The organism is Mycolicibacterium sediminis, from assembly GCF_010731735.1.
GTDB classification, from domain to species: Bacteria; Actinomycetota; Actinomycetes; order Mycobacteriales; family Mycobacteriaceae; genus Mycobacterium; species Mycobacterium sediminis.
Window position 1 is genome coordinate 2668068 of record NZ_AP022588.1, and the last position, 19743, is coordinate 2687810.

Genomic DNA, 19743 nt, shown 5'->3' on the forward strand with positions numbered 1-19743 from the left:
CCTGCGCCCGACGGTGCCCTATCGTCCGATAGGGAAGTACCGCTGATCTCTGGAGGAACGATGAAGACGACGTTGATCGCCGGCCTGGCCGGCGTTGCACTCTTCGGCCTGGTGGGTTGTTCGTCGTCGTCGGAGGAGGCCGCACCGAGTCCCACGGGTCCGGCGAAGGTGTCGCCACCGGCGATCCTCGAGGCCAACACGCTGACCATCTGCGCACCCAATGACGGCACGCCCCCGAACGTCTACCACGACGAGTCGGGCAAGCTGGTCGGCAGCGAGGTGGATCTGGGCGAGGCGCTCGCCGCCCAGATGGGCCTGACGGCGAAGTTCCACGAATCTTCCTTTGCCACCGTGATTCCCACGCTGCAGGCCAAGCAGTGCGACGTGATCATGGCGCAGCTGTACATCAAGCCCGAACGCGAGGCGGTCGTCGACTTCGTGCCCTACGTCCTCTCCGGCACCGGCATCGCCGTCTCGGAGGACAAGCCCGCCGACATCACCGGCCTCGACGACACCCTGTGCGGCAAGAAGGTCGTGCTCGCGGTCGCCACCACCGCGGAGTCGCTGGCCCAGGAGCAGTCGGAGAAGTGCACGGCCGCGGGCAAGCCCCCGGTCGACATCACCCGCAGCAACCAGGCCGACGTGTCGATCCAGCAGGTGCAGAACGGCCAGGTCGACGCCTACATGGACACGGCGGAGACACTCGGTTACTACGCCACCAAGACCGGCGCGAAGATCACGCCGGTCGGCCAACCGTTCGGCACCATTCAGATCGGTGCGGCCACGCTGAAGAACGACACGGCGCTGCACGACGCGATCGGGCAGGCGCTCGGCGAGCTGGAGTCCAACGGCACCTACGCCAAGATCCTCGACGAGTGGGGCATGGGCGACCTCTCCATCGCCAAGTGACCGCCTGAGCCCATCGAAAGGACGTACCGTGCAATTCGACTGGGCATTCTTCTGGAAGTCGCTCTTCACCCCGAGTGACACGTTCCTCGACGGCCTCGTCCTCACGATCGCCATCTCGGTGATCGCGATGGTCCTGGCCACGCTCGTCGGCCTGGCCATCGCGCTCATGCGGCGGTCGCGGTTCGCCGTCGTCCGCTGGTGCGCCGGTTTCTACATCTGGGTGATCAGGGGGACGCCGCTGCTGGTGCAGCTGGTCATCATCTACACCGGGCTCGCGGCCATCGGGCTCTACCAGTTCCACGACGCGTCGGTGCTCGGGCTCTCGGTCAAGGCCGCCGTGCAGGCCGCGATCATCGGCCTGACGATCAACGAGAGCGCCTTCATCGCCGAGATCATCCGCGCTGGGCTGGATTCCGTGCCGAAGGGACAGTTCGAGGCGGCGGCGTCGCTGGGCATGACGCCGACACGGCTGATGCGGTTCATCATCGTCCCGCAGTCCCTGCGCGTGATGGTGCCTCCGATGGGCAACTCGTTCAACGGCATGATGAAGACCACGTCGGTGCTGTCGGTGATCGGCGTGAGCGAGATGTTCCTCGTCACGCAGCAGATCAGCTCGGCCACCTTCCACACCTTCGAAATCTTCATCGTCGCAGCCATCTACTATCTCGCGCTGACCACGGTGTGGACGTTCATCCAGGCCGCGATCGAGAATCGGCTGACCCGTCAGCTCGGCATCGAGCAGCGGGTCACGATCACCCAGCGGCTGCTGGGCGCGCGCCGCGCCACCGGCCCCGTCACCGCGACCCTGCAGCCGCACGGGTAGAGGAGAAGCCATGAGCGTCAACGACGTACGTACGTCCGACGACCCGCCCGTCGTGTCGGTCCGCAATGCGTGCTGCACGCTCGGCGGTCGGCGCGTGCTCAACGACGTCAACCTCGACGTCGCACGCGGCCAGGTCGTCGTGCTCATCGGCCCGTCGGGCGCGGGCAAGACCACGCTGCTGCGATCGCTGAACCACCTCGAGTCACTGGACTCCGGCGAGGTCCTGATCGGCGGCGTGTCGATCGCGCACCGCGAGATCGGGTCGGACCGGAAGGTGGGCGTCGCCGAGCTGGCCCGGCGCCGACGGGAGATCGGCTTCGTCTTCCAGCACTTCAACCTCTTCCCCCACATGACGGCCCTGGAGAACGTGTGGAACGGCCCGGTCCGGGTCCTCGGCCAGCCGAAGGCGAAGGCGCGCGAGGACGCCAGGGCACTGCTGGACCGAGTGGGCCTGGGGGACAAGGGCGAATCCCGGCCCAGTCAACTGTCCGGTGGCCAGCAACAGCGCGTGGCCATCGCCCGCGCGCTGGCCATGCGTCCGAAGGTGATGCTCTTCGACGAACCCACCAGTGCGCTCGACGTCGAGATGGTGGGCGAGGTCCTCGAGGTCATGCGCGAGTTGGCGCGAGAGCAGATGACGATGGTGGCCGTGACCCACGAGATGCGCTTCGCCCGCGAGGTCGCCGACCGCATCGTCGTCATGGACGGTGGCCGCATCATCGAGGACTCACCGCCCAGCGAACTCTTCGCCAGCCCGAAGAACGAACGCACCCGGGCATTCCTGTCGACGATCCACTGACACCACCTCCTGAGGGGAGCAGATAACCCGTGCCCACGTCACGCCCCGGTGCCTTCACCGGCGCGATAGCCACACCGCACGTCGCCGCCACCGATGCCGCCGTCGCAATCCTGCGCGACGGGGGCAGTGCCGTCGACGCCGCGATCGCCGCGGCCGCCGTCCTCACGGTGGTGTACCCGCACAACGTGGCGCTCGGCGGCGACCTGATCGCCCTCGTCCGTACCCCCGACGGCGAGGTGCGCTGCATCAACGCCTCGGGCTGGTCGGGTGCCGCCACCGACGTGGCCGCAATGCAGGACCGGCACGGTGCGGCCCTGCCCGACCGCGGTGCCGACACCGTCACCGTCCCCGGTGGCATCCGCGGGTGGGAGGCGTTGCGCGAGTTCGGGAGTCGACTGCCCTGGGCGCGGCTGCTCGCACCGGCCGAGCGGGTGGCCCGCGACGGGGCGCCCGTGGCCGCGTCGCTCCACGCGCACCTCGCCGACCCGGAGAACGCCGACCTGCACGGCCTCGAGGACTTCGACCGCGTGTTCCGTCCCGGCGGACGGCTGCTGCAACGAGGCGAGACGTTCCGGCAGCCCGAGCTGGCGGCGACCTTCGCCGCCCTGGCCCGCGGTGGTCCGGACGAGTTCTACGCCGGTGCCCTCGCCGACCGCACCGTGGAGTTCCTGCGGTCCCGCGGTTCGGTCCTGGACGCCGCCGACTTCGCCGACTTCGCGCCGGAGGTGACCGACCCCATCTCGATCGACTTCGGCGGACTGACCGTGCACACCAGCCCGCCGAACACGCACGGCTTCGCGATGCTGCGTGCGCTGAGAGCGCTCGACGAACTCGGCACCGAGTCCCCGCTGGGCGCCGGGATCGGCACGCTGATGCGAGTGTTCCACCACGCCAACCGACTTCGGACCGACTTCGTCGCCGATCCGCGCGTGAGTCCGGTCGACGTCGACGCCCTGATCTACGGCGACCTGCGCGCCGCCACGTCACTGATGGACGTGACGGCATCCGTGGGATCGGTGCCGGGCGGTGACACCGTGGGCGTCGCCGCCGCCGACGGCGACGGCACGGCGGTCTCGCTGATCCAGAGCGTCTACCACGCCTTCGGTTCGGGACTGATCGACCCGGCGACCGGCATCCTGTTCCACGACCGGGGGACGAGCTTCTCGCTGCAGTCCGAGTCGCCGAACCTGTTGGCGCCGCGGAAGCGCCCATTGCACACGCTCATGCCGATGCTCGTCACCGACGACGGCGACCTCCGCTACGTGCTGGCGACGATGGGCGGGCAGGGGCAGCCGCAGATCCTGACCCAGGTGTTCCTGCGCATGGTGGCCGGCGCCTCCGCCGCCGATGCGGTCGCCGCTCCCCGCGCGGTCGTGGGCCGGCAGGTGGTCGGTGCGACGGGGGACTCCGTCGTCGTCGAGGCGGACGCGGACCGGGTGGCGCTCGACGCGCTGCACGACTCCGGCCTCTCGGTCCGGGAGGTTCCGCGACACACCGAGGGCCTCGGTCAGGCGAACGTGGTGGCCGTCGACGCGAGCGGCGCGTTCACCGCCGCAGCCGATCCCCGCGCCGATGGCTCGGGCACCGTCGTGCAGTACGCGCGGCCCGAAAGAGGGACGGCGGCTGGGTGATCCGCCATCTGCACGTGTTGCTGATGATGGCGCTCACCGCGGTCACCGGTGCGCTCGACGCCGTCGGCTACCTCGGCCTGGACCGGGTGTTCACCGGCAACATGACCGGCAACGTCGTGATCCTCGGCATGGGCATCGCCGCCGAGGAGGGCCTCCCCGTCGCCGGTCCGCTGATCGCGCTGATCGGCTACGTGCTGGGAGCCGCGATCGTCGGTGGGGTGATCCGGGGCCGCACTCGGGCGTGGACGCCGGTGGTGACGGTGACCGTCTGCGTGAACTCGGTGGTGCTCGCCGCCGTCGCGACGGCGCTGCTGCTCGTCCCCGTGCCGGGTCAGTCGCTGGGCGGCATCGCTGCGGCCGCGACCATCGCGCTCGTGATGGGCTCGCAGGCGTCGATCGCCCGGTTCCTCGCGGTGACCGACATGACGACCGTGGTGGTCACTTCGACGATCACGTCCTACGCCAGCGAGACACTCTTCAAGGGCGGACTGGTCTGGTTTACCCACCGCCGGCTGTGGGCCGTCGTCGCCATCTTCGGCGGCGCGCTGGCGGGCGGGCTGATGATGAAGCTGCACATCTGTGTTCCGGTGTACGTGGCGGCCGCGGTGACGCTCGCCTGCGGAGTGCTGGGGCACGTCCTGTGGGAGCGCGCACGCGATTGATCCGCCGTACTATTCCGGGATCACCAGGGCGTGTCTGGCTTCCCAGCCGAACGACACCCGCGCTCCTGGATCGCGAGGCTCCTCACCGTCGTACAGCAGCGCCGTGATCCGCCCGAGCCGCTCGGATTCGACCACCACGCTGCGGCTGTTGCCAAGGAAGGTCGATTCGACTATTGCACCGGAGCCGACTAATTGAACGTCGCTTCTGGGCGCGGGGTCGCCTTGGTGCCACACCCACACCCGTTCGGGTCGCACGATCACGACGAGGTGAGCGTCACCGCCGTGCACGTCCTGACCACACCGGGCTCGAAAGCCGGCATTGCCCGCCACGTCCACTGTCGCAGTGTCACCGGTGCCCGATGTCATCCCGGCCGGCCATTGATTGACCTCACCGACGAAGTTGGCGACGAAGGAGTCGCGAGGCGCGGTGTAGACCTCCTCCGGTGAGCCGATCTGTCGCATCTCGCCGTGGTTCATCACCACGACGCGATCCGACATGGTGAACGCCTCCTCTTGGTCATGGGTGACGTACAGCGTGGTGATGTTGGTTTCCCGCTGCACGCGCCGGATCTCCCGTCCGAGTTGCTGACGCAACCGGCGGTCGAGCGCACCGAGGGGTTCGTCGAGCAGGAGCACCTTCGGCACCGAGGAGATCGCGCGGCCCACCGCCACTCTTTGCTGCTGTCCACCACTGAGTTGATCGGGCCGACGATCGGCCAGCGCGGTGAGTTCGACCAGCTCGAGTACCTCGGCGACGCGCTCGGTGGCGTCGCAATCCGCAGTTTTGCGCACGTCGTGGGGGAACCGGATGTTCTCCCTGGCGGTGAGATGCGGGAAGAGCGCGTAGTTCTGGAAGACCAAGCCAATCTCGCGCTTCTGCGGGGGCAGCCTGGTGATGTCGCGCTTGTCGATCGTGATCGTGCCGGAGGTGGGTTCGATCAGGCCCGCAAGGATGTGCAGAAGTGAACTCTTGCCCGATCCGCTCGGACCCAGCAGCGTGACGAACTCCCCGGGACGGACGTCCAGAGACACGCTGTCCAGTGCCGTGACGCCCTCGTACTCGTGGTGCAAGTTCCGGATCTCGATGAATGCCTCGTCGGTGGGCGTGAACTCGGCGGTGTGAAGTCGCGCGGTCATCTCGGTTCCTTCGCAGGTTCGGGGCTCGTAGGTGCAGACGTCGCGGCACGGCGGGACCGTACGACCTGAATGAGGAGGAAGGCGGCGCCGAGGATGAGGACGAGGAGCATGAGCATCGCTCCAATGGCGGCGATCACCGGGCTCGATCCGCTCTTGAGCGAGGCGTAGAAGTTGACCGGCAACGTCTTGTCAAAACTGGTCTGGAAGAGGGCGACGACGGCCTCGTCCCAGGAGCTGATGAACGCTAGCAGCGCAGCTCCGGTGATGGCCGGGATGACCGTGGGGATCACCACCTTTCGTAGTGCGTAGACGCGGCTCGCACCCATGGTCCATGCCGCCTTCTCAAGGCTCGGGTCGACGTTGTTGAGCGCCGCGGCGACCACGAGATAGGTGAAGGGAAGTGCGAGTACGGTTTCGACCAGCACCAGTCCCCACCACGTGCCGAGTGCGCCGATACGGTTCTGCACGTCGAAGGTGCCGATGGCGAGCAGGATCACGGGGACGATCACGGGCAGGTAGACGATGCTGACGAGCGTGGACTGCACGCGGGGACGGCCGTCCAGCGTGCGGATCCACCGGGCGATGAAGACGGCCAGGATCACGGCGAGGACGGCCACGGCGAGTCCCACCGTGACGCTCTTCTGCAGTGCAGCGGTCCACATTGGGTCGGTCAGTGCAAGGTGATACCAGTCGAGAGTGAAGCCGCGCGGCGGCCACGCGATCGTCGCGTCAACACCCCATGACAGCGGGAAGACGAACGCGATGGGCGCGAAGAGGAACGCGATCACCAGAACGGTGACCGACCACAAACCGACCTTGGCCGGCCCGAAGGGCATCGCGGCCTGTCGCGACACGCCCTTGGCAGACGTCATCGAGATGCCGGACCCTGCGGTCAGACCGGTCATTCGGCCCGCGGCGGCGAAGCCGATGCAGGTGGCCACCAGGAGGACCACGCCGAACGCGCTGGCGGGGCCCCACCGGTAGTTCTGCACCTGCGTGGCGATGTAGGTGGAGATCGTGACGTCCTGCGGCCCACCGAGAATGGCGGGGGTGAGGAAGAAGCCGGTCGCGATGATGAAGTTGAGCAGCAGCGCCCCGACGATCGACGCGCGGATCAGCGGCAGGTACACCGACGTGAAGGCCTGCCGACTGCTGCACCCGAGTGACTTGGCCGCCCGCGTCAGGTTCGGGTCGACGCCACTCATGGCGGCGAACAGCACCAGGATCATGTACGGCAGCAGGTAGTTCACCATGCCGATGACGGTGCCGGTCGCGTTGAACAGAAGCGGTTGACGTCCGACACCGATGGCCTCCAGGACGCCGTTGACGGGACCGTTGGACGACAACAGTTCCAGGAAGGCGAACAGGCGCACCAGGATCGAGACCCAGAAGGGGAGCAGCACCATCATGAACAGGGCCGTGGACATGGACCGCTGTAGGCGTGACATGAGGTACGCGGTGGGGAATGCCAGGAGGAACGTGACCACAGTGGACACGGCCGCGGTGATCACGGTGTTGACCAGTACGTCACGCAGCAGCGCATCGGCGAACAGGCTGACGTAGTTGTCCAGTGTGAAGTCCGCGGGGCGGTAGGACACGGAACCGTCCGCGCTGAGGCTGCGTAGCGCGATGCTGACGAGCGGCCAGAAGAAGAACACTCCGTACAGGGCGGCCAGGACTGCCAGTGACACGACGGTGGCGACTGAGCCGTGCGATCGAAACCGGTTTCTGGACAACGTCGTTCGCGGTTCAGTCGGCTCGCGAGGTGGCTCCGATCCGGCGTCTGGGGGAGCGGCCGTGGCAGTTCTCACATTTTCCTCTTGACGTGGGCCAGATTAAAGATACAGTTCGATCGGTTAAAACAACCTTGCCCAAAGGAGCGGTCATGTCAAGAGCGAAGATCAGGCGAACGGCGTCGGCCGTGACCGTGGCCATCTTCGGCGCCGCCGCCATCGCGTGCGGCAATTCCCAAGCGCCGGAACGAGCCGCGGGGGCCTTCGATCCCGCGGTGTTTCCTGAATCGACCTTTCAGGGCCTGTCCGGGTCGTTGACCTGGTACGACTCTTCGGGAGGTCTGACGACTGATGCCAAGAACGAAACCGTGTGGAAGGACTTCACCGCGCTGACGGGTCTGCCGGCGCAAGCCGAGTTCACCGACGGCACGTCGACGAAGTTCCGCGCAGCGGCGGAGGCTGGGAACGTGCCGTGGAACCTCATCGAGTTCGGTACCGGCGGCGAGTACTTCCAAGCTGCCAACGCCGGACTGCTCGAACCGATCGATACCAGCATCGTCCCGGTCGAGGACATGGACGGCGCCAGCGTCGACCAGTTCGGCATCCGGGTCGAGGACAACGCCTCCGTGCTGGTCTGGAACACCAAGGCCCTCGGTGGCAAGAAGCCGACTTCGTCCGCAGATTTGTTCAACACCAAGGATTTCCCAGGGAAGCGCTGCCTGTACAAGTACCCGGTGAGCGGCGGGACACTGGAGGTCGCGTTGCTCGCAGACGGGGTCGCGCCGCAGGACGTCTATCCACTCGACGTCGACCGAGCGCTCGCCAAGCTCGGCACCATCAAGGACGACATCGTGTGGTGGGAGTCCGGTTCGACGGTGCTGCAGTTGCTCAACAACGGTGAGTGCGCCATGGGAATGGTGTGGACCGGGCGGATCTACGACGCGATCGTCAAGCAGAAGCTCCCGTTGGAGTTCACCTGGAACGGCGGACTGACCACGGCGGCGTACTTCGCGGTGCCCAAGGGTGCACCGAGCGCGAAGGTGGGCCAGGCGGCGATGGCGATGTGGCTCCTCGATCGGGAGGGGCAGATCGGATTCGTCAACCGCACGACCTACACCACGGCGATCAAGGACCTGAGCGCCTCTGCGTACGACCCGCAGGTTCAGCCCTACGTCGTGTCGAAGCAGAACACCGACGGTGCCGGCACGGTGAGCGAGGACGCGAAGTACTACGCCGAGAACCTCGATCCGGTGTCGAATGCGTTGGCCGCGTTTCAGTCCAGGTAATCAGTCTCAATTTGAGAGGGAGAAGCATGCATCGTCTCGTGGAGGCGCCCGACGGCCGGTACGACGTAGCCATCCTGGGTGGCGGCTTCGCCGGCGCGACGGCGTCTCGCCGGCTGACGCAGGCCGGCCTGCGGGTGCTGATCGTCGAAGCGCGTGACCGGCTCGCCGGTCGGATGTGGTCGCAGGACGACTTCTTCGACGGTCACGCCGTCGAGTGGGGTGGGGCATTCATGCTCGACCGTCCGAGCTATCCGCTGACCTGGCGGGAGATCGATCGGCACGGGCTCGCGCTCGAGTGGGGATCGCTCGAGGACACGACGCTGATCTGGTTGTCGGGCGGTCAACGACGGGTCGGATCGATGCCGGTGCCAGTGGACGAGCTGGCGTCACTCGAACGCCTCGTCGTCAGACTTTCGCAGCTGGCGTCGCGCATCGACACCCAGCGGCCCCTCGAGGAGCAGGACGTCGCCGACCTAGACGTGCCGTGGCCCATGCTGCTCGAGGACCTGGCACTGGGGCCGCACACGCGGGAACTGTTCGCAGCGCACATCGTGACGCTGGCCGGCGATGCGTGGAACGTGCCGTCGGCGCTTCCGTTGCTGCACGGCATCGCCCAGAGCGGGTCGGTGATGGCGGCCACTTTCTTCGCCGCGCCCTACGACACACCCATGGCTCGCACGCTCGGTCCGCAACTCGCCGGCGGAACGGGCGCACTGCACGCGGCCGTGATGAGCGACTCGAGCGCTGACGTGCTCTTGAACACCAGGGTCTCGGCGGTCACCGGCGACGGAGACGCGGTCCGGGTGCAGACGAGCGCCGGTGAGATCACTGTCGACGCGGCGGTGTGTGCGTTGCCGATCGGGGTGCTCTCGAGCGTGCACTTCACGCCGGCGGTCTCGCCGGAACTGCGTCTGCTAGCCGATCAGGGCGTGGCGGCCCAAGCGGACAAGGCGACCGTGTTCGTCCACGATTGCCCAGAACCCTTCTACGCGCACGGCATCCCCCCGGAGGGTGGCTTCGCGACGGCGTCGACCACGTTCCACGATGGCGACAGGGCCATCGTCGTCGGATTCACCTCCGAGCCGGGCATTCTCGACCTTACCGACCACGCTGCCGTGGAGAAGGCGCTGCGGCAGTACGTACCCGGCATCACGGTCGACGCCGTAGCGTGGCACGACTGGGCGGGCGACGACTTCTCCCGCGGAACGTGGAGCTATCTGAGGCCAGGGCAGACGTCCGTACGACCCGCGGCGAGACATCCGCTCGGACGGGTCACGTTCGCGGGCTCGGACTACGACTCCCGACTGGGTGTGGAGGGCGCGCTGCACACCGGTGGTCTGGCCGCGGAAGAGGTCTTGGACATACTCGGTCACTGAGCCGATCCGGCACTACTGACCCGGGCCCCGACACGAGAAATGGTTGTTCGCCGATGGCGGTACCGCAGACCTCGGACATTCTGCGCGAGGTGATCTTCAGCCCGCTTGAACACGGTGGTCGAACGCAGCAGATCTTCGATCGGTTGCGCAACGCGGTGGCACTCGACGTGTTCAAGGACGGTGAACAACTGCCTCCGGAGACGGAACTCGCCGGCCAGCTGGGGGTGTCCCCGGTGACCCTGCGTGATGCGCTGGGCCTCATGCGTGAAGCAGGTCTGGTTGAGACCAGGCGTGGCCGCACGGGCGGCAGCTTCGTCCGCCGGGACGGTTACGACCCGCTTGCGCACGGTCTTTCACAGCTCGAGGGCATGTCGCTGGTGGACCTGCGAGATCTGGCGGACTGGCGGATCTCGCTCGCCGAGGCTGCCGCCTCGCTCAGCGCAGAGCGGGCGTCCGACGACGAGGTCGACGTCATGGCGAACCACGTCCTGGGTTTTCAGCGGGCACGGGACTCGGCGGCGGCGCGACGAAACGAGGGGCGGTTGTATATCGCGATGGCGGCCGCCTCCCAATCCGTGCGCCTGACCAGAGCGACGGTCGCCTGCGTGATCGACTACGGCCCGTTGCTGTCGGTCGCCTACAAGAACGTCACGTGCCGTAGGGCGGTCGTTCGGCGACACCAAGCGCTGCTGGGCGCCATCGGCGACGGTGACCGCGTGCACGCCGGTCGTGCGGTGCGCCAGGCGGGCGTCGAGGTGGCACTCGAATTGGCAAGACGGAAGACCGGTACGAAGGTGGCGAAGTGAATACGAGTCGTCGTGGCACCGCGGACGCGGCAATCAAGGTCTTGACCGCGTCGGTGGCGCGACGGATCGACGCGGTGGTCGAGGTCCTGACCGACGTTGCGGCCGGCGTACCCCCTGCGGCCTCCGACTTCGACTACTTTGCCGCCGTGACGAGGGAATTGCTGATGCGCGAGGCGACGCGCAGCTCTCTTGCCGGCGCCGGATACGCCGTGGAGTACGCCGATCCGGTCCGCGCTCCGGCGATGGTGTGGTGGGTTCGCCGGGGTGGATCCATTGCGGAGAGAACGCACAGCGTCGACCCGGAGTCAGAAAGCTTCTACGACTACGCGGCGCTGCGCTGGTTCACGGCGGCCAAGGACACCGGGGCGCCGACCCTGTCCGGTCCGTTCATCGACACCTGGGGAGCCGACGACTACACGGTAACGGTGTCCTTACCGGTGTCCAATGACTCCACCCTGCTGGGTGTGATCGCCGTGGACGTCGACGTGCGTCGCTTCATCGAGTCCCTGACCGCCGAGATGGCCGAGATCTCCGCGCCCCTGGCGCTCGTCAACGAATCGGACCGCGTCGTCGTCTCGACGGAGCCCTCACTGAGCACCGGGCTACCGATCCGGCCGCGCGCTGCGCGTGACGAACCCGACCTCCCGTCGACGAGACGCTATCCGGTGTCGGGCTACGGATGGTCGGTCGTGCGGTTCGGTCGATGACACTTGCCAGTAAAACAACTGAACTATAGGATTTACTGGCCGGGTGCCGGCGTGTGCGTGAACCGCAACGTCGGTCGCTCGAATCACATTCTCGTGGAGGCGAAATGAGTACCACCCCATCGGTGATCGTGGTCGGCGGTGGCGTTCTCGGGCTGTCTACCGCGTTGGAACTCGTTCGTCGCGGTGTCGGTGACGTGCACGTGATCGAGCGCTCCCATCCGGGTGAGGGCTCCTCGGGACGTTCCGTCGGGATGGTGGAGACGCAGTACTTCCGAGCCGACGACATCGAGGCGCGGGTCTACGGGCGGCGGTACTACGACTCCGTCTCAGCAGAGCACGGTCTGCAGTTCTCCGCGTGCGGGTACCTGCGCCTCGGCTCATCCCGGACCGATCTCGAAACGTTCGAGAAGAGCGTCGACGTGCAACGCGGCTTCGGCGTGACGGACGCCTACGTCCTCTCGGCCGATGAGATCGCCGGCAGGTGGCCGCAACTCGTCACCGACGATCGGGTCGGAGGCCTGTTCGGCGCATCCGACGGCCATATCGACGGTTATGAGTTCTGCACGATCGCGGCCCGACTGATCACCAGCGGAGGTGGTCGCGTGTCGGTGAACAACGAACTCCTGGGCGCGACACTCGGATCCGACGGACGCTGGAGCCTCGACACCACCAGGGGCAGGTTCGAGGCCGATGTGGTGGTCAACGCCGCCGGCGCCTGGGCCGCTCGGGTGGGAGACCTGCTCGGCGCGCCCGCACCGCTGCACCCGCAACTGCACGGCGCCGTCACCATGGATCTGCGCAATCCGGTGGAACCGCTCCTCCCGTTCGTGATGGACTACGTGCCGGACTCCGGGACCGATGGCGTCTACTTCCGGTCGGAGCGCGCCGGTCAGTTGATCGCGGGCCTGCACACCGACGAGGGTGTCCACGAGCCGGTGTCACCCGACGTCAAGCTCAGACGAGTCGGTGACGACGAGATCGAGCGCGTCTTGACGTTGATGGCCGAAAGACTGCACGTGGTCGACGATCTGAGCGTCAGCGGCAGTTGGCAGGGCATCTACCCGATGAGCCCGGATCATCGGCCCGTCGTCGGGCGTCATCCCGACCAACCCACGGTCGTCTGCGCACTGGGGACGGGTGGATCTGGGATCCAACTCGCGCCCGCGGTCGGGCTCGTCGCGGCAGAGGCCGTCCTCGAGGCACGACCGACCTTCGCGTGGAGCCGGACGTGGGCTCCCGACCGCTTGACCGCTGATACGCCACCCCGACCCATCTCCTGAGAGGCCCCCTCATGACAACGCTGAACTACGGAAGTACCTCGCTGGAGCCGGGACTCGACCGGGACTTCGAGCGGGCCTTGGCCGCCAGTCGCGCCGGGGTCGACACCCCACTCGGCCACGTCGTCGGCGGCGGTGACCGCCACGAGGGAGACGTGTTCGAGCGGCGGGATCCCGCGGACCCCGGCAGGGTGGTGGCTCGAGCACACGCTGCCGGCAAGGAGGTCGTCGACGACGCGGTGGCCGCGGGACGGGCCGCAGCCAGGGGCTGGCGGGCACTGCCGTTCTCGGAGCGGGTGACGGCGTTGCGTGCGGCCAAGTCTCGATTCGTCGACAACGCGGTGGACGTGGCGGCCACGATCTCCGCGGAGACCGGAAAGTCTCGCATCGAGGCCCTTGCGGAGGCGCAGGAGTCGGCGGACCTCATCGAGCACTACTGCGCCCAGATGGAGTCCCGCGACGGCTTCGTGACACCCCTGCGGCCGACCGCGACGGACACGACGACCGACGTACTGCGGCCCTACGGGGTGTTCGCCGTGCTGGCACCCTTCAACTTTCCCGTCGCGCTGGCGGTCAACATGGCAGCGGCTGCGCTGGTGACCGGGAACACGGTCGTGCTCAAGCCATCCGACAAGACTCCTCGGTCGACGGCCCTCGCGGCGCAGCTGTTGGCGGCGTCGCTTCCCGACGGCGTCCTCAACGTGATCCAGGGCGGCGCCGACACCGGACGGATGCTCACCGCGGCCGACGTGGACGGCGTGGCGTTCACGGGGTCCGCGGCGGTGGGGTGGGGTCTGATTCGTACGCTGTCCGCCGGCGCCTACGCCAAACCGGTCCTCGCCGAGATGGGTGGCAGCAATCCGGCCATCGTGATGGCGACGGCCGACCTGGACGACGCGGTGGAGGGAATCGTCCGGTCGGCATTCGGGTTCTCGGGGCAGAAGTGCAGCGCGACCAGGCGTGTGGTGGTCGACCGGTCGGTACACGACGACCTGGTCGCTCGCCTGGCCTCCCGGATCGAGCAGATCGTCGTCGGGGATCCTGCGTCGTCCGACGTGTTCGTCGGGCCCGTGATCGACGAACACGTTGCGGCCCGGGTCCACTCGGAGCTGGCAACGGCGCGCGCCGACGGCGCCACGATCATCAGCACGCCGTGCCCGGATGGGCCCGGTCACTTCGTGTCGCCCACCGTCGTCACCGGTCTACCGCGCGGCCATCGCCAGACACGGGACGAGTTGTTCGCGCCCGTCGTCACGGTCACCGCCGTGAACGGGATCGATGAGGCGCTGGCCGAGGCGAACGCCGTCGACTACGGACTCTCGGCCGGGATCTTCAGCGGCGTCACCGAGGAGGTCGACCGATTCCTCGACGAGATCCACGCGGGTGTCGTCTACGTCAATCGACGCGAGGGTGCCACCACCGGTGCGTGGCCCGGTCTGCAGTCCTTCTGCGGGTGGAAGGCGAGCGGTTCCTCGGGCAAGGGCGGTCTGGGGCCGTGGTACCTGCCCGGCTTCATGCGGGAGCAGAGTCGCACCATCAGCTCGGCCCGATGACCCTCGCCGACGAGGTCTTCGAACGGGCGGCACGAGTCATCCCCGGCGGCAACACCCGCTCGACGCTGTTCGTGACACCCCACCCCCCGTACGCCGCCGTGGGTGACGGGGCGACCGTCGTCGACACGGCGGGCCACCGGACCATCGACTGCAACAACAACTACACCGCGCTGATCCACGGCCATGCGGACCCGGAGATCCTCGCCGTCACGGCCGAGGCGGCAGTCAAGGGCACCGCCTTCGGCCTCCCGACGACCTACGAGGTCGACCTCGCGGAGCTGCTCGTGGCGCGGACGGGATTGCAGCAGTGGCGGTTCTGCAATTCGGGTACCGAGGCGGTGATGATGCTGATCCGCGGCGCGCGGGCGCACACCGGTCGTGACCTGGTCGTCCGGTTCGAGGGCAGTTACCACGGCACCTACGATGGCGTCGTGCCGGTGGACGCACCCGGCGTACCCAGGAGTGTCGCCGAGGCGTCGATCGTGCTGCCGCAGAACGACGTGTCGGCACTGGAGGGGGCCATGAGCCGGTACGGCGACCGCGTCGCCGTCGTGCTCCTCGACCTGATGCCCAATCGCGCCGGTCTGACTCCGGTGTCGACTGAGTTCGCCTCTGCCGCAGCGAGGTTGGCCACCGACTTCGGCGCGCTGCTGGCGATCGACGAGGTCATCTCCTTCCGGCTCGGTGTCGGTGGCCTACACCAGACGTACGGAGTCGTCCCGGATCTGGTGTCGCTCGGCAAGATCATCGGCGGCGGATACCCGGTCGGGGCCGTCGGCGGACGCGCGGAGGTGCTGGCGGCGTTCAGCCCCCTCGGGGACGGTCCGGTGTCGTGGGGCGGCACGTTCAGTGCGAATCCCATCACCATGGCCGCAGGGCTGAGCGCCATGAGCAGGTACGGCGAGGCCGATGTCGCGGCACTCAACGCCAGGGGTGACGACCTACGTATGTTGCTCGTGGACGCGGGGATCCGCGTCAATGGACGCGGGTCCCTCCTGCGCCTGATGGTCGACGACCCGACGTCGACGTGGTGGCAGCTCTACGAGGCCGGTGTACTCGCCGGCACCAACGGCCTGCTGGCACTGTCCACCGTCATGACCGACGAGGACGTGGACCTCGTGGCGCGCCGCGTCGTCGCCACCCTCGGCCGACACACGTCCTGAGGCGCCGAGCGCAGCGAGACCAGTGGGGCAATTTTTGCCCCACCGGTCTCGCAGCAGCAACAACCTAGGCGATGCGGATCAGCTTCTTGTTGACGAACTCGTCGATCCCGAAGCGTCCCAGCTCGCGGCCGAAGCCGGACCGCTTCACCCCGCCGAACGGCAGCTCGACGCCCTCGGCGCCGACGGCGTTGACGAACACCATGCCCGCCTCGATCTTGTCGGCGACGCGCTTGGCCTGCTCGTCGTCGGTGGTGTAGACGTAGGAGCCCAGGCCGAACGGGGTGTCGTTGGCCAGCTCGACCGCCTGGTCCTCGTCGGCCACCTTGAACACCGTCGCCACGGGACCGAACAGCTCCTCGCGGTAGCTCGGCGAGTCGGGGGAGACGCCGGTCAGCACGCCCGGCGGGAAGAACGCGCCGTTGCGCTGACCGTCGGACACCAGGGTCGCGCCGTCGTCGACGGCCCGCTTCACCTGCTCGTCGAGCCGGTCGGCCGCGCCCACGGAGGACAGCGGTGCGAGACCGTCTGCCTTCTGCAGCACCTTCTTCGTGAACCGGTCCAGGAAGTCGTCGTAGATGTCCTCGGCGACGATGATGCGCTTGGCCGCGTTGCACGCCTGCCCGGTGTTCTCGAAGCGGCCGTCGATCGCCGCGTCGACGGTCTCGTCGAGATCGTCGGCGGACAGCACGATGAACGGGTCGGAGCCGCCGAGTTCGAGCACCACCTTCTTGAGGTTGCGTCCCGCGATCTCTGCGACCGCGGCACCGGCCCGCTCCGAGCCGGTCAGCGAAACCCCTTGCACGCGTGGGTCGGCGATGACCTCGGCGATCTGCTCGTTGGTCGCGTACACGTTGACGTAGGCCCCTTCGGGGTAGCCGGCGTCGGTGAAGATCTGCTGCAGCGCAGCCGAGGACTCGGGGCACTGCGGCGCGTGCTTGAGCACGATCGTGTTGCCCAGCACCAGGTTGGGCCCGGCGAACCGCGCGACCTGGTAGTAGGGGTAGTTCCACGGCATGATGCCGAGCAGCACGCCCACCGAGCCACGGCGGATCAGCGCCGAGCCCTCGCCCTCGAGCAGGTCGATCGGCTCGTCGGCGAGGAACTTCTCGGCGTGGTCGGCGTAGTACTCGTAGATGGCAGCGCTGAACTCGACCTCGCCGATGGACTGGTCGAGCGGCTTGCCCATCTCGCGCTGGATGATCTTGGCGAGTTCTTCCTTGCGCTCGGTGTGCAATTCGGCCACCTTGCGGATCAGCGCGGCGCGCTCGGCGATCGTCGACGGGCGCGACCACTCGCGGTGCGCCTTCGCGGCCGCGGCGACGGCCTGTTCGATCTGCTCGTCGGTGGCGGTCGGGTACTCCTTGATCAACTCGCCCGTCGATGGGTCGACCACCGCGTACAGGGACGTGCTCATTGCGAATTCACTCCTCGTGTCGTTACGGACGGGCCGCGCGCGGCGCCCCGTCCCTCCTGTCTACTCGCCCTTGGGGATGACGATGACCGGGACGTCGACGCCGGCGAGGATTCTCGCCGCCGTCGATCCCAGAAAGATTCGTCGCGGTGCGGCGAATCTGCTGGATCCGACGACGAGTAGGTCGCCGTCGTCCCAGTTGAGCTTCTTGAGTGCGGATTCGAGCGTCATGCCGTCGGCGACGAGCGACTCGATCTCCGGTGCATCGGGCAGCGCTCGCCCGGCCAGCACGAGGTTCTCCTCGGCGGCGGTCACCTGCAGTTGGCGGACGGCTCGCGCACTCTCGGCCTCGGCCAGGTTCTCCGCCGACACCAGCGACAGCATGCGGATGCCGATCCCGCCCGCACTGGCGAGTGTGATCGCGAACGGGAGGGGATTGTCGTCGCCCGGTCGCGTGGGCACCGCGGCGGTCACCGAGGCGAAGGCCTCGTCGGGGTCGTCGGCGTACCCGCGCGGTGCGAGCGCGACGGGGATGGGCGAGGAGTGCAGCAGCGCGCCGGTGACCGGGCCGACGGTGTGGCCGCCGAAGAAGCCGTCGCGGGCACCGCCGACGACGATCAGGTCGGAGGACTTCTCCTCGGCGAACCCGATGAGCGACTCGGCGAACGACTCGCCGACGGTGACGGTGCCGGCCGCGGTCACGCCCGATGCCTGCAACGTCGACACCGCTTGCGCCGCCCAGGTATTGCCGCGTTCGACGAGCAGGTTCTGGTACTCGGCGCGGCCCGGGTGGCCGTCGGGGAGTTCCTCGCGGACCACCAGCAGGACGTCCACGGTCGCGTCGAAGGTCTCGGCCAGCGCCGTCGCCAGGGCGACGCCGTCGTCGCCGGTCGGGGTGGCCAGGTAGCCAACGGTCAGGTGCATGGTCTCTCCCAAGAGATCAGTAGGTGTCCGGGACCTTGACCTCGGTCGAGGCGTTGAGCGTCTCGCCACGGAAGAACCGCTTGGTACCGAACGCGAAGCACGCGAGCATCAGCGGGATGCCCAGCACCAGCATGCCGACGCCGAGGACGAACACGCCGCCGATCGGTCCGAAGGCGGTGTAGCCGTAGTCGGGCGCCATCATGTCGTAGGCGCTCTTGCCGAACGCCAACGTCATCGCGATGGCACCCAGCAGCGGGAAGATGCCGCGGAAGAACAGGTTTCGGACCGACGTGAAGAGCGTCCTGCGGAAGTACCACACGCAGGCGTAGGCGGTGACGCCGTAGTAGAACGCGACGGCCAAGCCAAGGGACGCCACCGAGTCGGCGAGCGCGTTCTCCGAGAGGAACGTCAGCACCAGGTAGAAGAACAGTGCGGCACAACCCATCACGATCGTGCCGAACGCCGGCGTCATGTACTTGGGGTGCACGCTCGCGAACCGCTTCGGCAGCGCCTCGTAGACCGCCATCGACAGCGTGCCGCGGGCGGTCGGCAGGATCGTGGTCTGTGTCGACGACAGCGCCGACACCGACACCGTCAGCAGCAGCAGCGAGGCCAGGATGGGCCCGGCGACGGGCTTGCCGAGCACCGTCAGCACGTCGTCGGTGTTGTTCGGGTTGTTGAGTCCGATGCCGACCTCGCCGAAGCCGGCGAACGACTGGACGGCGTAGGCGACCAGGACGTAGGTGCACACCAGGATCAGCGTGGTGATGACCGCGGCGATGCCGGGCGTCTTGCCGGGATCCTTGGTCTCCTCGCCGACGGCGAGACAGGCGTCCCAGCCCCAGTAGATGAAGATGCAGAGGATGATCGCGGCGGCGATCGAGGACATGTCCAGGCCCGACGGCCACAGCCACGACAGCTGCGGCGAGACGGCCTGCGCCCCAGCGGTACCGGTGAACACGCGGACCAGCGCGATGATGCTGGCGACGATCAGCACGCCGAACTGAATGGCGATGAGGACGTTCTGCATCTTCTCCGACACGGCGACGCCGCGGGCGCTCACCAGCGTCATCGAGATGATGAAGAACGACCCGAGCAGGACCTTCGCCAACAGGCTCTCGGCCAGGTCGTCCTGGCCGAGGAACTTGAACAGGTAGATGGCAGCCACTTCGGCGACGTTGGCCAGCACGATGATCGCGGACACCGCCAGACCCCAGCCGCCGATCCACCCGATCCACGGCCCGAAGGCCTTCGTGCCCCAGGTGAACGTCGTGCCGCAGTCCGGCGTGTCCTGCGACAGCTCCTTGTAGGCGAACGCCACGAGGAGCATCGGGATGAACGCCAGGAGGAACATCGAGGGTGCCTTCTCGCCGACCGCGAGCACGACGTAGCCCAGCGTCGCCGCGAGGCTGTAGGCGGGTGCCACGGCGGCGAGGCCGATGACGACGTTGCCGACGAGACCGAGTGCCCCCGCCTGCAGACCCTTGCCGTTGACGGCCGCGAGCGGCGGCGCAGGCGGTTCAGCGATTGCCATGGTGGCTGAATA

At 67.7% G+C, this 19743-nt stretch carries 17 protein-coding genes; 12 read left to right on the plus strand and 5 right to left on the minus strand.

The features are described from left to right. Nucleotides 1–60 precede the first annotated feature (60 nt). Genes G6N64_RS12775 through G6N64_RS12795 form a run of 5 tightly spaced genes read left to right on the plus strand, consistent with a single transcriptional unit; the run spans nucleotide 61 to nucleotide 4824 of the window. Entirely contained in the window at nucleotides 61–909 is an 849-nt protein-coding gene (locus tag G6N64_RS12775; RefSeq protein ID WP_163797397.1) for an ABC transporter substrate-binding protein, read from the plus strand. 28 nt (nucleotides 910–937) lie between these two features. Then, nucleotides 938–1732 (plus strand): amino acid ABC transporter permease, encoded by a 795-nt coding sequence (locus G6N64_RS12780; protein ID WP_163797398.1) that lies wholly within the window; start codon nucleotides 938–940, stop codon nucleotides 1730–1732. A gap of 10 nt (nucleotides 1733–1742) precedes the next feature. Next, nucleotides 1743–2531, plus strand: coding sequence for an amino acid ABC transporter ATP-binding protein (locus G6N64_RS12785; RefSeq protein ID WP_163797399.1), 789 nt, complete (start codon nucleotides 1743–1745; stop codon nucleotides 2529–2531). A gap of 29 nt (nucleotides 2532–2560) precedes the next feature. Next, nucleotides 2561–4162: a gamma-glutamyltransferase family protein gene (locus G6N64_RS12790; protein ID WP_163797400.1), complete on the plus strand. Its 1602-nt coding sequence runs from the start codon at nucleotides 2561–2563 to the stop codon at nucleotides 4160–4162. Beyond that, complete coding sequence (locus G6N64_RS12795) at nucleotides 4159–4824, plus strand: YoaK family protein (RefSeq protein ID WP_246231130.1); 666 nt, start codon at nucleotides 4159–4161, stop codon at nucleotides 4822–4824. Before G6N64_RS12790 ends, G6N64_RS12795 begins: the two co-directional genes overlap by 4 nt. A 9-nt stretch (nucleotides 4825–4833) precedes the next feature. Here the strand turns inward: G6N64_RS12795 and G6N64_RS12800 are convergent, their stop codons facing one another. Together G6N64_RS12800 and G6N64_RS12805 are read right to left on the minus strand one after the other, a co-directional pair. Next, nucleotides 4834–5961, minus strand: a complete 1128-nt coding sequence (locus tag G6N64_RS12800; RefSeq protein ID WP_163797401.1) for an ABC transporter ATP-binding protein — start codon at nucleotides 5959–5961, stop codon at nucleotides 4834–4836. Beyond that, nucleotides 5958–7652, minus strand: coding sequence for an ABC transporter permease subunit (locus G6N64_RS12805; RefSeq protein WP_163797402.1), 1695 nt, complete (start codon nucleotides 7650–7652; stop codon nucleotides 5958–5960). The genes G6N64_RS12800 and G6N64_RS12805 overlap by 4 nt, the downstream gene beginning before the upstream one ends. Between G6N64_RS12805 and G6N64_RS12810 the strand changes: the two genes are divergently transcribed. The 7 genes from G6N64_RS12810 to G6N64_RS12840 all read left to right on the plus strand — a co-directional run bounded on the left by G6N64_RS12810 (nucleotide 7646) and on the right by G6N64_RS12840 (nucleotide 15862). After that, entirely contained in the window at nucleotides 7646–8980 is a 1335-nt protein-coding gene (locus tag G6N64_RS12810; RefSeq protein ID WP_163797403.1) for an extracellular solute-binding protein, read from the plus strand. The genes G6N64_RS12805 and G6N64_RS12810 overlap by 7 nt on opposite strands. A gap of 26 nt (nucleotides 8981–9006) precedes the next feature. Continuing rightward, the gene (locus tag G6N64_RS12815; protein WP_163797404.1) at nucleotides 9007–10356 is read left to right on the plus strand and encodes a flavin monoamine oxidase family protein; all 1350 of its coding nucleotides are present in this window, start codon (nucleotides 9007–9009) and stop codon (nucleotides 10354–10356) included. A gap of 53 nt (nucleotides 10357–10409) precedes the next feature. Next, a complete protein-coding gene (locus G6N64_RS12820) occupies nucleotides 10410–11162 on the plus strand; it encodes a FadR/GntR family transcriptional regulator (protein ID WP_163797405.1) in 753 nt (250 codons plus the stop codon). After that, nucleotides 11159–11869, plus strand: a complete 711-nt coding sequence (locus G6N64_RS12825) for a cache domain-containing protein (RefSeq protein WP_163797406.1) — start codon at nucleotides 11159–11161, stop codon at nucleotides 11867–11869. The genes G6N64_RS12820 and G6N64_RS12825 overlap by 4 nt, the downstream gene beginning before the upstream one ends. 104 nt (nucleotides 11870–11973) lie before the next feature. Further along, entirely contained in the window at nucleotides 11974–13149 is a 1176-nt protein-coding gene (locus G6N64_RS12830; protein WP_163797407.1) for an NAD(P)/FAD-dependent oxidoreductase, read from the plus strand. A gap of 11 nt (nucleotides 13150–13160) precedes the next feature. Next, nucleotides 13161–14699 (plus strand): aldehyde dehydrogenase family protein, encoded by a 1539-nt coding sequence (locus G6N64_RS12835; RefSeq protein ID WP_163797408.1) that lies wholly within the window; start codon nucleotides 13161–13163, stop codon nucleotides 14697–14699. Further along, nucleotides 14696–15862, plus strand: a complete 1167-nt coding sequence (locus G6N64_RS12840) for an aspartate aminotransferase family protein (protein ID WP_163797409.1) — start codon at nucleotides 14696–14698, stop codon at nucleotides 15860–15862. Before G6N64_RS12835 ends, G6N64_RS12840 begins: the two co-directional genes overlap by 4 nt. A gap of 64 nt (nucleotides 15863–15926) precedes the next feature. Here the strand turns inward: G6N64_RS12840 and G6N64_RS12845 are convergent, their stop codons facing one another. Genes G6N64_RS12845 through G6N64_RS12855 form a run of 3 tightly spaced genes read right to left on the minus strand, consistent with a single transcriptional unit; the run spans nucleotide 15927 to nucleotide 19731 of the window. After that, nucleotides 15927–17276, minus strand: a complete 1350-nt coding sequence (locus G6N64_RS12845; RefSeq protein WP_163797410.1) for an NAD-dependent succinate-semialdehyde dehydrogenase — start codon at nucleotides 17274–17276, stop codon at nucleotides 15927–15929. Nucleotides 17277–17336: 60 nt separating this feature from the next. Next, entirely contained in the window at nucleotides 17337–18197 is an 861-nt protein-coding gene (locus G6N64_RS12850; protein ID WP_163797411.1) for a universal stress protein, read from the minus strand. 16 nt (nucleotides 18198–18213) lie between these two features. Continuing rightward, nucleotides 18214–19731 carry an APC family permease gene (locus G6N64_RS12855; RefSeq protein ID WP_163797412.1) on the minus strand — a complete coding sequence of 506 codons (1518 nt, stop codon included), beginning with the start codon at nucleotides 19729–19731 and terminating at the stop codon, nucleotides 18214–18216. Nucleotides 19732–19743 lie beyond the last annotated feature (12 nt).